This is a genomic window from Ruminococcus flavefaciens (genome assembly GCF_900116855.1).
Lineage (GTDB): Bacteria > Bacillota > Clostridia > Oscillospirales > Ruminococcaceae > Ruminococcus > Ruminococcus flavefaciens_R.
Map to the genome: position 1 here is coordinate 94,294 of NZ_UETD01000007.1, position 14,160 is coordinate 108,453.

The 14,160-nt window shown below is 48.7% G+C and carries 10 protein-coding genes; 4 read left to right on the forward strand and 6 right to left on the reverse strand.

Annotated features, from left to right (window positions below; all coding sequences use genetic code 11):
- Positions 1-449: 449 nt before the first annotated feature.
- The gene (locus DSZ37_RS17490; protein WP_146198171.1) at positions 450-638 is read left to right on the forward strand and encodes a hypothetical protein; all 189 of its coding nucleotides are present in this window, start codon (positions 450-452) and stop codon (positions 636-638) included.
- 85 nt (positions 639-723) lie between these two features.
- Here the strand turns inward: DSZ37_RS17490 and DSZ37_RS08475 are convergent, their stop codons facing one another.
- The gene (locus DSZ37_RS08475) at positions 724-1,167 is read right to left on the reverse strand and encodes a SpoVA/SpoVAEb family sporulation membrane protein (protein WP_109726477.1); all 444 of its coding nucleotides are present in this window, start codon (positions 1,165-1,167) and stop codon (positions 724-726) included.
- A gap of 155 nt (positions 1,168-1,322) precedes the next feature.
- Between DSZ37_RS08475 and DSZ37_RS08480 the strand changes: the two genes are divergently transcribed.
- Positions 1,323-1,598 (forward strand): sporulation transcriptional regulator SpoIIID, encoded by a 276-nt coding sequence (locus DSZ37_RS08480; RefSeq protein ID WP_109726478.1) that lies wholly within the window; start codon positions 1,323-1,325, stop codon positions 1,596-1,598.
- Positions 1,599-1,968: 370 nt separating this feature from the next.
- On the opposite strand, the gene DSZ37_RS08485 is transcribed toward DSZ37_RS08480, so the two are convergent.
- Genes DSZ37_RS08485 through DSZ37_RS08500 form a run of 4 tightly spaced genes read right to left on the reverse strand, consistent with a single transcriptional unit; the run spans position 1,969 to position 6,630 of the window.
- Positions 1,969-3,339: a DUF4340 domain-containing protein gene (locus DSZ37_RS08485; RefSeq protein WP_109726479.1), complete on the reverse strand. Its 1,371-nt coding sequence runs from the start codon at positions 3,337-3,339 to the stop codon at positions 1,969-1,971.
- Positions 3,339-4,844 (reverse strand): Gldg family protein, encoded by a 1,506-nt coding sequence (locus tag DSZ37_RS08490; RefSeq protein ID WP_109726480.1) that lies wholly within the window; start codon positions 4,842-4,844, stop codon positions 3,339-3,341. The genes DSZ37_RS08485 and DSZ37_RS08490 overlap by 1 nt, the downstream gene beginning before the upstream one ends.
- 6 nt (positions 4,845-4,850) lie before the next feature.
- Complete coding sequence (locus tag DSZ37_RS08495) at positions 4,851-5,585, reverse strand: ABC transporter permease (protein ID WP_109726481.1); 735 nt, start codon at positions 5,583-5,585, stop codon at positions 4,851-4,853.
- A gap of 1 nt (position 5,586) precedes the next feature.
- Positions 5,587-6,630 carry an ABC transporter ATP-binding protein gene (locus DSZ37_RS08500; protein ID WP_109726482.1) on the reverse strand — a complete coding sequence of 348 codons (1,044 nt, stop codon included), beginning with the start codon at positions 6,628-6,630 and terminating at the stop codon, positions 5,587-5,589.
- Positions 6,631-7,205: 575 nt separating this feature from the next.
- Here DSZ37_RS08500 and DSZ37_RS08505 point away from each other — a divergent pair.
- Positions 7,206-9,758, forward strand: a complete 2,553-nt coding sequence (locus DSZ37_RS08505; protein ID WP_109726483.1) for a glycoside hydrolase family 48 protein — start codon at positions 7,206-7,208, stop codon at positions 9,756-9,758.
- 550 nt (positions 9,759-10,308) lie between these two features.
- On the opposite strand, the gene DSZ37_RS17980 is transcribed toward DSZ37_RS08505, so the two are convergent.
- Positions 10,309-12,768: a cellulase family glycosylhydrolase gene (locus DSZ37_RS17980; RefSeq protein ID WP_242978598.1), complete on the reverse strand. Its 2,460-nt coding sequence runs from the start codon at positions 12,766-12,768 to the stop codon at positions 10,309-10,311.
- Between the two features lie 509 nt (positions 12,769-13,277).
- Between DSZ37_RS17980 and DSZ37_RS08515 the strand changes: the two genes are divergently transcribed.
- On the forward strand, positions 13,278-14,156 hold the full coding sequence (locus DSZ37_RS08515) for a YicC/YloC family endoribonuclease (protein ID WP_109726604.1): 879 nt from the start codon (positions 13,278-13,280) through the stop codon (positions 14,154-14,156).
- Positions 14,157-14,160: the final 4 nt, after the last annotated feature.

Sequence of the window (14,160 nt, forward strand, 5' to 3'; positions counted from 1 at the left end):
CTTTGTTACAAATTTATCAGGCTAATTTTTGGCAGATTGCCTATATTGCGAGGTCTTGTCAGACTTTTTTAAAGACTCCTTTTGTAAAATTATACACTTGTCAGTATTTTTTACGAGAATGTTATGAAAAATGCCAGAGTAATTCTGCTCAAAGTTGTGCAATTTTACAAAAGTGTGCGGATTTGCTTGACGGGAAAGGGAAAATACAGTATAATAACTGTAGTGTTAAATAATTCTTAATTATTAACACTCGTTTTGTTGTCTCCTTTCTTTTGTTCTACACATATTTATTTTCATCTGTTTATCTAACAAGCAGGGCTTTTGCCCTGCTTATTTTTTTGCAGCGTGACGCTGCACACTGACCACGTTGACGCTCGTAAACTCGCTTACTATAAATTAAGAGAGTCAGCCGTACATCGCTTACGGCGCATAAATGTGCGGCGGATATTATGCTATGTATCGCCGCAGTGCCTACTCGACCGCTGACCACGCTGACGCTCGTAAACTCGCTTACTGTTAATAGTAACGTCAGCCGTACATCGCTTACGGCGCGTAAATATGCGGCAGATAGTATGCTATGTATCGCCGCAGTGCCGACTGCTGATCACGTTGACGCTCGTAAACTCGCTTACTATTAATAAGAGAGTCAGCCGTACATCGCTTACGGCGCGTAAATGTACGGCATTTACTATGCGGACGCCCAATGGGCGTCCCTACTGAGCACTAAAAACTAACCACTAAATAGTAGATCAGTCCGTAGAGGGTCGCGGCTGAACAGCCATAAAGTATAACGGGACCTGCTATGGTAAATATCTTGGCTCCCACGCCGAGGACGAGTCCCTCCGAGCGCGCTTCTATGGCGCATGAGCTTATGGCGTTGGAAAAGCCCGTGACGGGGACAAGTGTGCCTGCGCCTGCACGCTTTGCCAGCCTTTGATACCAGCCAAAGCCCGTACACAGGGCGCTGAGACCCACAAGGATTATGGACGTCCATGTTCCCGATTCGGTGCGGTCAAGCCCGAAGGCTTCCATAAACTCCATTATGACCTGTCCGAGAGCACATATTGCTCCGCCCACAAGAAAGGCACAGGTCAGGTTCACCTTGTAGTTTGACTTGGGCGAGACCTGCTTGGTCATGTCGCTGTAAAGCTCCGGTGTTATTTTCATATTATCAGCTCCTTCCGCAGTATTATCTGCGGAATTTTCTTTTTTATGCGGATATTTATTGAAATGTGGGATACTGCCATATGCAAAAATGTTGTTCTTACTGCCTTGACCTGCGGCATATACATTAGTAAATGCATGGGAAAGAGGTGATTTATTTGAAGGATCAGCCTGAGGGAAGGGCTGTCATGCTGGGCAGGTATATTACCGAAACGGGCGAAACGGTCCGTGGCACTGCACGAAAGTTCGGGATATCAAAAAGCACCGTTCATAAAGACGTCAGCGAGAGACTTCGCAGGGAGGACCCCGAGCTCTTCCGCAGAGTCAAGGAAGTCCTCGAAAAAAACAAGCAGGAACGCCATATCCGCGGCGGTCTCGCCACTAAACGCAAGTACGCGGAGATCGCCTGCCGCCGTAAAAGCTCCTTCCGTTGAGCGGATCAATATAAAAAAGCAGCACCTCTATGGCGGGTACTCATATAGAAGTTATGCCCCTGAGCATTTCAAAGAGCTCAGGGGCATAGTACTTATTGTTACTAAGCTAAATCAGAATTTATATGTGTAGGGGACGCCGCCCTCGGCGTCCCGTTGGACGTGTAATGCATTTCGTGGGACGCCGAGGGCGGCGTCCCCTACATTTCCAATTTTTCGCATACGCGCTAAATTCTGATTTTTGTTAGTAGCAATTATAGCACAGTATTGAAGGTCTGTCAATAGAAATGCCATAGTACTTCTGACTGAATATCAGAAATACTATGGCATAAAGCTTCTATATCAGCGCAGCGTATAAGGGTGCTGCTTTTTATCAGAAGTTTGCTATCTTCTTGAATTTGATATAGAATTCGCTGAGGGATGTTCTGCCCTTCAGCATAGTATCGTTAACATATGCGCCGATGTACTTGCCGTCCTTGAAAACGTAGAGCGTTGAGTCATCTCTTGTTACCAGATCCATCTTTACGGTATTGCCGTCGGTATCTGTGAACCTTGCTGTCATGACGGGGTCCTTCAGCTGGGGCTTTGCCTCGATATCGAGACCTGCGAAATTGTATACGGATGCAGCCTTGAAGAAGTTATCAAAGGCAACGTAGTTGTCCATGGTATCGATGGCGACTTCCTTGCCGTTTACTTTGCATTTCTGGTTATCCATATCAATTTCAAAGGTGTCATCATTGCCGTTGTAGCTGAGCTGCAGTTTCTTGGTGGATGCCGAGTCCGCTGCTATTGTGTTCTGCACGATAAAGTCATAGGGAGTCTTGTCCACTATGCTCAGATCAGCCTTGTAGTACAGCTCCACCTGACCGTCCTCAAAGAGCACCATACAGTAATCGGGCTTCTCGTCGTTGAAGCTGATAGAGAGCTTTCTCTCTGTGCCGTCGATGCCTTTTACGATAAGCTCTCCGTGGGGCTTGTCGTGGCCGTACTTGCTCAGGTCCTCAAGCTTTTCGTCGAGCATTTCCTCGGACTCAAGTCTGACGAGGTTATTGAGCACTGTGGTTATCATTGTAGGATCCACCTTCAATGAGGAGTACTCATCGGGCAGTGACCATTCCTGTGTATCGGGATCGAATGAGAGGTCGAGGGTGGTCTTGCCGTCCTTTTTGACTATGACTTCCTTTATATCATAAAGTGAGTAGGTGAGGAGCTCCTTGTTCTTGAGCAGGAGCCTGTCAAGCTTGAGAACGCTTCCCTCCATGTAGCTGATGGCGTAGACCTTGTCTCTGCCGTCTGCGGTGACGTAGTAGTAGTCGCCCATGGGGCTGGGGTCGCCCACCTTTAAAATGTGGGTTCCGCCCGGCTCGGTGACCTCGATGGTGTCGGGATCGGTAAGGCCGTACATCTCCAGCTTTTCATCGGTGATCTCTCCGTAGTTGGTCTCGGCGGTAAGGTCCGAGAAATATGTGCATATGAGCTGGCAGTAATCCTGATCCATTGCGAATTCTCCGCTGGTGAGAGTCCACTTGTCGTTCTGCTTTACAACTTCGTAGACCTCATCTCCCTTTGAGAAAACTATCTTGGTGGGGGAGTAGGGATCAAAGCTGAACAGCTCGTTTTCGGCAAGCACCTTGCTTGCCTGCTGTTTTTCTTTTTCCTTGCCGTTCTTTACAGCCAAGAAGGCGCCTACGGAGCCTCCTGCTGCAAGAATAAGAACGATAAGGGCGATAATTGCTTTTTTCATCAGGAATGTCTCCTTTTAAGCCATACGAGTATTCCGATAACGGCGATGGCAAGAGGAATGACGTATACTATTACCATTACTCTTGTGGCTTCTTCGCCGCTCTTGAAGGTCATGCTGTCGTAGGAATTGAACTTGTTGCCCACATCGAACTGAACATCACTGTCGTAGAGCCATGTGTTGCTGAACAGTGCGAGCATCTGTGTTCCTGTGGTATATGCGTTGGCGTAGTTGTCGTCGATGACAGCGGATGTGCCAAGTGTGAACATCTTTGCGCCTGTGTGCTTGTTGTACGAGTAGTAGCCGAAGTCGAGAGCGTAATTAGTCAGCATCTCGTCTGCCTGCTGTGCTGTTACATCGTCACCGCCCATTGCCTTGCTGACGGTGGTATATTCGCCGTTTGAGGAGATATTCTTTATAAGTGAGGATATCTCGGTGTATTCGCCGCCTGCGAAGTCGGGTATCTCGGTAAGGCTTCTGGTATTGGCGATGCCTGCAATGAAGTTGCCTGCGTTTACCTGATCGATGATATCGGAGGTAAGGTCCTGTGTGAACTCGTCATTGTAGCGGCTTCCTGCCTGATACTCCACGCGGAAGTAATACTCGCTCTGCTTGGAGTCAGTGTCCTGAAGCATATTGTCGAAGTTTGACTCGGTAACGATGTTATAATCGAGGATGAGTCCGAATTTTTCCATTACAGCCTCTATGTTGTAGAAGCGTCCCTTTGTGTCGCAGGGGTCGATGAGGAAGGAGAGTGCTCCGCCGTTTTCGATGTACTCAAAAAGGAGGTCCTTCTCCTTGTCGGTGATGTCCTGCTGAGGGCCTGCAAGGTAGATGATGTTGGCATTGTCGGGGATAACGCCTGTCTTGTCAAGGTCAAGCTCATCGACGCTGTAATCGTTCTCCTTCATCTTGGTCACGAACAGTGAATAGTGATCCTCGATGGGAGCTTCGCCGTGGCCTGTCAGGAAGTATATTCCGGGGAGCTGTCCGCTGGCGCAGATAGCGATGGCGGAGTCGATGAGCTGCTCGCCTGCGTATTCACGGACGCCCTTGGTGTTCTCCTGGAAGATCTTGCTGTGGCTGACCTTCTTGGAGATGCCGTTGCACTTTACGATGATATCGCCCTCCTGAGGAGAGAGTGTGCCGTTGGGGTCAAGGGACTGTGTGAGAGCTGCGTTCTCGTTTGGGTCGAAGCTCTTGAAGCTGATGTTGTCAAACTCCTTGAGCTGTGTGAGTGTGTGATAGAGAGGAAGGAGCTCGTTGGCGTCAGACCTTGTAAGCTCCTCCAGCTTGTAGAGAAAGTAAATCTCTATGGTCTTGTCGGAGTTGCTGTTTATGAGGTCTACCGTCTTGTCATCGAGAGTGTACTTCTTGGAGGGGGTCATGTCGAAGCCCTTGTCGAAGTAGCTGACGATGAGGTTTATAGGTATGAATATCAGGAGCACAAGGAGTGCCAGAACGATGGCGAATGTGCCTGAAAGGTTGAGTTTTTTCTTCTGTTTCATTTCAGCTTACCCCCTGTTCCAGCGTCTTTTCTCAATGGAGATGTATGTCCATATGAGAAGCACGATTATTGCCGATGCAAAGAATACCAGATCGGAGAGGCGGATGAAGCCCTCTGAGAAGTAGGCAAATCTTGGCTGGGCAGCGAATGCGTAGATAGCTGATCTCAGCTTGGGGTACTGGGAAATAAATGCTGTGTTGGCGATATCGTCAACGAAGAGGAGCGCGAACATTATGACTTCGCCGATGATAGCGGCGATGATCGGCGACTCTGTGAAGGAGGAGATGAGCATACCCAGTGCTATGTACATTGCGCCCCAGCAGAATATGCCGATGTAGGCGCATATGAGCTGGCTCACTACTACCTCGCCCTTCATGGCTGTGATGATGGGGAATATGATGGTTCCCGCAAGCATAAAGAGGTATACGGTGATATTTGCAAGGAACTTTGCGATAACTATTTTAGCGGTGCTGACAGGGGATGTCATGAGCAGCACCTCAGTGCCGTTCTTGCGCTCCTCGGCAAAAGTCCTCATGGTGAGGATGGGCAGCAGGAATATGAAGTAGAGTATTACCGAATAGAACATCTCGGTAAAGGAGAATGCCCATGTGTTTGAGGAGTCAAGCTTTGCGATACCCGTTGAGAAGCTCAGCGAGAACAGCAGCATGAACAGCATTGCCATTGCGTATGCGAAAGGAGTGTAGAAGAATGATTGCAGCTCCTTCTTATAAATAGGAAACATATTATTCCTCCTCCTTTTCTGTCTCGTCGTCCTCGTCGTCATCGCTCTCTGCGCTCTCTGACTCATCGGGAGTCTCATCAAGGAGTTCCTGAAGTCCCGATTTCTTTACAGGGCGGTTGATGAGTTCGATGAATACGTTTTCGAGGTTGGGCTTGTCGGTGTATATCTCGATGATGCTGATGCCGTTCTTCAGGCACTCAGCCATAACAGCGTCCCTGACTGCGTCGGAGTCGCCCTCGAGCTGTACGGTGAAGGAGAATACATCCTCGCCGTCGGCGTCTATGGCGGTTATCTCCTTTACGCCCTTGGTCATCTCTATGATGGACTGAGCCTTCGCCTTGCTGCCCTTGACCTTGATGTGGAGGATGAGGGTGGTGGTGAAGGAATTTTCAAGATTCTCGATGGTGTCTATCGCGCGTATGTCTCCCTTATTAATAATGACAACGCGGTCGCAGACTGCGCTTACCTCGCTGAGGATGTGGGAGCTGAATATTACGGAGTGGTCCTTCTTGAGGCTCTTGATGAGTGCGCGGACCTCTGCTACCTGATTGGGGTCGAGTCCGACGGTGGGCTCGTCAAGTATGAGGAACTTGGGGTCTCCGAGGAGAGCCTGTGCAAATCCCACACGCTGCTTATAGCCCTTGGACAGGTTGCGGATCAGCTTTCCCTCAACGTCCTTGATCTTCAGGAGCTTCATGACCCTTTCGATCTCGGATTTTCTCTTGGTCACGGGAACCTTTTTCAGTCCCGCACAGAATGAGAGGTATTCGCGCACCTTCATATCGGGGTAAACAGGGGGTATCTCGGGGAGATATCCGATGTTGCGCTTTGCCTTCATGGGATTTTTTGTGACGTCGGCGCCGCAGATGGTCACCTTGCCGTCTGACATGGGCAGGTATCCTGCGATCATGTTCATGGTTGTCGATTTTCCCGCACCGTTGGGTCCGAGAAAGCCGAGTATCTCATTATCATTTATTGTAAAGCTTATATGATTCACGGCACGGTTGCTGCCGTAATACTTCGTAAGATTTTCAATAGTAATCATGAGCTGCTCCTTTCCGATCGAAAAATCTAAAATAAACATTAAAAGCATGGTGCTATTATCTCATCATAGCATACTGCTTTATTATCGCAGAATAACATTAACACAAGATGAACAAAATATGAACTGAATGTTAATTCAAAAAAGTGCGGCGAAACAACGTACTGAAAATGAAAAACTGCGCCAAGCTAAATATTATAGCCAAAGTGTGTGGGTTTTGTGAAAGATTATTGAGGGCGTGATGAATGTTTCAGAATTTTGTTTTAAAACGAAACTGGTTAATATTTCGTTAATAAATTAGAATTTACTTGGATTTTTCGGATGGACAAAATGTACAAAAAAGATTTTGACAATGTGTGCATTGCACCAAAAATATCTTGGCGCAAATGTGAAAACAATCTAAACTGTTGACACAAACTGAAATGTGGAATATAATTATCTTGAAAATAGTTTGAGAATTGTGTGCAGTCTGCGTGAAAATGCACACAGTGTACGAAGTATTTTCGTATGCGTCTCCATAGAGGAGGCAAATCATCCATTTTTTAACCACTATATTATTATGAGAGGGGTAAAAACAAATGATAAGCAAAAAGAATAAGGCTCTCGCAGCTGGCGTTCTTGCAGCTGCAATGTCCGCAACAGCAGTTATGCCTGCTATCGCTTCAGCAGCTCCTACAGCTGAGGCAGCAAAGTCAAACGGTTCTTACGCTGAGATGTTCTCATCACTGTATGATGATGTAATCACAAACGGTGTTCAGAACGGTTACCTCAGCAGCCAGACAAACGGAAGCGGCTTCGGTATTCCTTACCATTCAGTAGAAACATTCATCGTTGAGGCTCCTGACTACGGTCACGAGACAACATCTGAGGCTATGTCATACATCGTATGGATGGCTGCTATGCACGATGTTCTCGCTACTAAGGGCGTTATCAACGGCTCCAAGGGCGATCTCGCTAAGGCTTGGAACACAATGGAGGCTATGATCCCCGGTTGGTCAAAGGCTGCTAACAGAAGCGATATCAAGTATGAGACACTCTGGACACAGCCCAGACTCAAGTCTGATCCTGCTGCTGAGCACGATCAGCCCAGCGACTATCCTGCTAAGCCTTTCACAGGTGAGAAGGAAGCTATCAATCCTATGTTCGACATCTTCAAGTCAGCATACGGCAGTGACAAGGGTTACTACCTGATGAACTGGCTGGCTGACGTTGATGACTGGTATGGATTCAGCAAGGGCACAGAAGGTGCAGGCAAGTTCACATTTATCAATACCTTCCAGAGAGGCGAACAGGAGTCTTGTTTCGAGACTGTTCCTGCTCCTTGTCTTGAGGAACTCAAGTGGGGTATGAAGAGCGAAAATGAGAACAACGGTAACGGTATCAAGGCTATCTTCAATGGCCTTAACGCTGTTCCTGCTCAGTACTCATTCACAAACGCTCCTGACGCTGAGGACCGTGCTATCCAGGCTGTTTACTTTGCAAACAGATATAACGCAGGCGATTCATCTATCTCTGCTCTCGCAGGTAAGATGGGTGACCAGTGCCGTAACGATATGTTCGATAAGTACTACAAGGCTATCGCAGCTGATACAACTTCTTCCAGCAAGTCCGCAGGTATGGATTCCAAGCACTATCTCATGGCTTGGTATACAGCTTGGGGCGGAGCTCTCAAGGACTACAGCTGGGCTTGGCAGATCGGATGCTCACATTCACATCAGTTCTACCAGAATCCTCTTGCTGCTTACGGTCTTCTCTACGACAGCTCTATCAACGCTGGTATGAAGGGTACAGACGCAAGCACAGACTATAAGGAGTCTCTCAAGAGACAGATTGAAATGTATCAGTGGCTCCAGTCACAGCAGGGTCCCTTCGCAGGTGGTTGTACAAACAGCTGGAGAGGACGTTACGAGGAGTATCCTTCAGGTCATCCTACATTCTACGGAATGGCTTACGTTCATCACCCTGTATATGCTGACCCCGGTTCCAACCACTGGATCGGTAACCAGGTATGGTCAACACAGCGTCTTGCTGAGCTGTACTACATCGTATCCAAGGATGGCGATGCAACAGGTCAGACATATGGCGGTCTCAAGCTCGACGAAGCTCTTGATAAGCTCCTTGAGAGATGGATCAAGTGGTTCGAGGAGAACACTCACTTTGATTATGTTGATAAGGACGGAAATGAGTTCTCATACTGTATTCCTTCTACTCTTGACTGGGGCGAAAGCGATACAGATTATAAGACTTGCTATCCTGATTCATGGAGCGGTACATACAGCGAAACAGCTAACCAGCACCTCAACTGCAAAATCGGCGGTTATGGTCAGGGAGACGTTGGATGCGTATCCTCACTCTGTAATACACTTATCTACTACGCAGCTGCTAAGGGCGTAGATCCTAAGTTCGCTCAGGAGGAAGGCACATCAGTTGCTGAAAAGGGCCTCTATCTTGCAAACAGACTCCTTACAGCTCAGTACAACGAGGGACGTGACGAGATCGGTATCACATTTACTGATTGCAATCCCAGCCTCAAGAGAGTATTCGATGAGAAGGTTTACATTCCTTCATACTATAAGGGCGAAATGCCTGACGGCTCTAAGCTCGAGCCCGGCGCTACATTCTCATCCATCCGTAAGAGCTACGAGAAGGATCCTGAGTGGCAGAAGGCTAAGAAGTACAACGACGGCGAAGGCACTGATAACAACGGTGACGGCGAGGTTAATATCAAGGACTACCAGTTCCAGTACCACAGATTCTGGCACGCTGGTGATGCTATCATGGCATACGGTACTATGGCACTCCTCTATCCTGAGGTTACACCCGGACCTGTTGTGACAACAACTTCTACAACTACATCAACAACTACAACTACAACTACAACTACCACCACATCTACAACTCCTGTTAAGGATCCCGTATGGGGCGATACAAACTGTGACGGTGTAGTTGAGCTGGCTGATGCTATCCTCATCATGCAGTATCTTGCTAACCCCAACAAGTATAACATTACTGAGCAGGGCAAGCTGAATGGTGATGTTGATTTAACAGTTAAGGGACTTACTTCTAACGATGCTCTCCGCATCCAGGAGTACCTCCTCCACCTCAGATCTACTCTGAATCCTAACGCTTAATCTATATTAAGTAAAACAAAGCTGCACGGCTCGTCCGTGCAGCTTTTTTGTGCTAAAAACCGTTAACATAAATCATAATTTCGAGCTGAGCCAGCTCGACCGCTTGCCACGTTGTCGCTCGTAAACTCGCTTAATAATATCAAAAATGATATTTGTACATCGCTTACAGCGCAATAAGTACGCCGAGCCTATGTAAGGGATTCCAAAGGGACTGTGTTCCTTTGGCAGAGTCCAGAGGCAGCGCCTCTGGTCGCCGCTTTCAGCTTTTAAGGCGGCGAAATAAAACAAAGCGCTCCGCAAGGGTGAATTTCAAAAACAGTCCGGTGGACTGTTTTTGAAAGAGGGACGCCCTGCAAGTGAGGGCGTCCCTTAACGGCGGATGATATCCACCCCCTACAATACAAATTTCGTGGGACGTCGAGGACGCCGTCCCCTACATTTCCAATTTTTCGCGTATGCGCTAAATTATGATTTACCCGAATAAACACAATGCCCCTGAGCGCTTTGACACGCTCGGGGCAAAATTTCTGTATTGAGATGTGGTGTTCTGTTACAGTGATGTCGGAAGTGAGGTGATGCTGTGGAGAAGGAAAAGCTGTATCGCCAGCGCATCGTTGGAGGTGAGTCCCTTTACGCTTGTATCACAGTCGCCGTTTGTGCGTCCCTTCTCGGTGAGATGGTTGGAGTCTGAGCCGCTTGTTCCGTATTTGTCGGGATTTGCAAGCGCCTGCATGATGAGTATTGCGTCTGCGAGCTCAACTGTTCCGTCACAGTTTGTGTCGCCGTACACAGGCTTTTCCACAGGCTGTGAGCCGCTGTAATTGGTGGCGGGGGAAGCCTTTCCTGCTATCTCGCCAAAGAATATCTGTCCCCACTCGGTAAGGCTGTTGCCGTCCCAGTCGTTTGAGAGGTCGAGATACTCAACGCCGCCGCTGTTACCCTTCCATGACCACGCAAGATAGCCCATGTTCTTCTCGGCACAGTAGCTCATTATTGCTGCCTCGTCTACATCGCCGTCGGTGTGCTTATAGCCGAATTCGCCGACTATCACGGGAGCTCCGCAGCTCAGCGCCGAGTCAAGGTTTTCCTTTACCTGCTGAGCATTTCCCCCTGCATACTCATAGAGATGTGCGGAGAATACAGTATTTTTCAGCGGGTCTGAAGTGAATACCTCTGCGCCCTTTTCGCCGATGGACTTGGGATACTGTCCCCAGCCTGCGCTGTCTATCATTATCATGTTCTCGATACCGCCGTCACGGGCTGTCTTTATGGCGGACTTGGCACCCTCTGCCCATGTGCCGCTGTTCCACTGACCGTACCACTCGTTTGCGATGTTGAGGATAACCACGTCCTTGTTTTTGTTAAGTATATCCTTCATCTCGCACCAGTACTCAGCAGCCTTTACGATGTCGGCTATGTTGTCGCTTCCCGTAGCGTCGTGGGCTTCGAGAATGCATATCTGCTTGTTCTCACGGCACCAGCCGATTATCTGCTCAAGTTCGGTAGCCGAGGTCTTGTCCCATTTTGCGCCGTCTGCACAGACTACGCGGATGGTGTTGGTTCCCTTTGCGGCAGCTGCCTTGATGGACTGCTCCGTATTGTTCTTGTACCACGCATGAGCTACGTTTATTCCCCTCATTACAAAGGGATTGCCGTTAGCGTCAAGTATCTGCTGTCCCGAGACCATCATTCCCGAGCCTGTGGGCAGGGGAGTTACTGTCTGCTGTGTTACGGTGGTGGTGACTGTTGTCACTGCTGCGGTCGTAGTAGTTGACGTTGTGGAAGTCGATGTTGTGGAAGTTGAGGTCGTGGAAGTCGTTGTGGTCTTTGGCTTGCCTGCCCAGAGAATGGAATCGTTGTTGATGACCTCCATCATCTTATTTACAACAGGCTCTGAAACAGAGTACCATGTGCAGGAGCTTCTGTCCAGATAGCCGTGGCATTCGCCTGCGGACTGTGATGAGCTTACTACGTTGTTGTCCCAGAGCACGCAGGGGATACCGATCTCCTTTGCTCTGGTGATGTATGTGTCTGTCCACTGTACACGGGCTTCGGTGTTATTGAAGTTTGAGGTGCCCATCTCGCCGATGACAACGGGAACTCCTCTGTCGATGAAAGTGCTCTTGAGTCCGTTGAGAGTGCCCAGCAGGCTGCTTTTGTACTGGTCTGTAAATGTGCTGTGGTCGCCTACGGCGGTGTTCATGGTGAAGTCGTAGGGGACATAGGCGTGTATGGAAACTGCCACAAGTTCATCGTTGGGAACGTTTATCCTCGTGTAAATGGTGGAGTCTGCGGAAGCGCAGTAGCCCGGCACCATGAGGAGACGATTCTTGTTGTTTTCCGATGAGGAGCTTCTTATGAGCTGCACGAAATCCGCGTCCAGTTTGTTTATTGTGTCCACCTCGTTCTGCTGAGGTCCCCACCACTCGTGGGAAGTGCCCTTTGCACGGGGCTCGTTCATCGCCTCGAAGATGAGGTGCTGATCGTAGTCCTTGAAGGTGTCGGCGATCTGCGTCCAGAGCTTTATGAAGCGGGGCTTCATCTGGTCGTAGGCAGTCCCAAGATCGCCGCGGTCGATCCAGTCCTCGTGGTGGAGGTTGAGGATAACGTACATATCGTTGCTGATACCGTAGTCCACTACCTCCTTGACCCTTGCCATCCACTGAGGATCCACATTATTGTCGCCGTCAAGGTGATTGTACCATGTTGTGGGGATTCGTACAGTGTTGAAGCCCTTTGCCTTTACGGCGTCTATCATTGCTTTTGTGGTCTTCGGGTTGCCCCAGCTGGTCTCGGTTGCCAGACCTGTGGCAAATCCGCCGTGTGAGTCGAGAGTGTTGCCGAGATTCCAGCCTATCTTCATGTTCTCGGTTATCTCGAATGCTGTCATATAGTCGGCGGCATCGGCTGTGAGCTGTGTGGTCGGTGCAGCCTTCAGCGAAGCCAGCATACATAATGCTGCCGCGGAAAGGCTCACCACGCGTTTGATGAATTTGTTCTTTTCTCGCATATTATTCCTCCTATTCTAAGAATGTTGCTGGCGACTCAGTGCAGGAAGTCTCCAAATCAATATCCCTTGCAGCCTCGGACTTAAACCCTGCTGCTGCTTAAATGATACAATACAAAGCACGAAAAGTCAATACTTGTAATAGCAAATGGGACAAACTGCAAATAATTCGGGAAATTCTACAATATCGCGGAGTGCGGCTTGTGCGATGTGTCAATACAACGGGTTAAATGAAGCAGGATTAATTTACTGCGAGTTTATTATAAAAACTGCTGTATCCGCCATAAAACAGGAAGATGAGCGGCAGTCACGGAGCACTCGGCGGCTCAACTTAAAATAATGCTGTTTAAGCTTTAATTTAAGCTGGGGACAGGTGCATAAAGCGGTAGGACCAATGCATGGAAAGTCCCCATTATTTTCCGAAAAAAGCTTGCATTTTAGGCAGAATGATGTTATAATAATATAATAGCATAGTTATGCGTAAAAATATCATTCAGAAAGCGGGCGATAAGGTGCTTAGAAGTATGACAGGCTACGGAAGAGCGCAGCAGATACTTAACGGACGCGATATCCTTGTGGAGATCCGCTCCGTCAATCATAGATATTACGAGTATTCCTCAAGAGTCCCAAGAACCTACAGCTACATCGACGAAAAGCTGAAGGCTCTGCTGAAAAACGGGATATCCCGAGGCAAGGTGGAGGTATCCGTCACCATAAACAATATCGAGGGAAAGGATACCGAGATCGCCATCAACAAGGGTGCGGCAGAGGGCTATGTGAACGCTCTCAGAAGCATTGCCGATGAGCTCGGCGTGGAGGACGACATCACCCTCTCAAAGCTCATGAAGCTTCCTGATATCTTCAATATACAGAAAACACCCGACGACGAGGAACAGGTCTGGGAGGACGTCTCAAAGGTGGCTTCCGAGGCTATACAGCGCTTCGTTGAAATGCGTCAGGTGGAGGGCGAGCGCCTGAAAAATGACATCACCGAAAAGGCTGAGGGTATCCTCGCTATGGTGGGCAAGGTGGAGGAGCTTTCTCCCCTTACCGTGGAAAACTACAGGAACAGGCTCTACAAGAAGCTCAGCGAGGTCCTTGAGGGCAAGGATATTGACGACCAGAGAGTTCTTACCGAGGCTGCTGTTTTCGCCGAGAAGATCGCTGTTGACGAGGAGACCGTCCGTCTCAGGAGCCATATCGCTCAGCTGGAGTCAATGATCTCGGGCGACGAGGCAGTGGGAAGAAAGCTGGACTTCATCGTGCAGGAAATGAACCGTGAGGTCAATACCATCGGTTCAAAGGCTCAGGACCTTAATATCACCAAGGTAGTCGTTGATATGAAGGCTGAGATCGAGAAGATCCGCGAGCAGATCCAGAATATAGAGTAAGCCT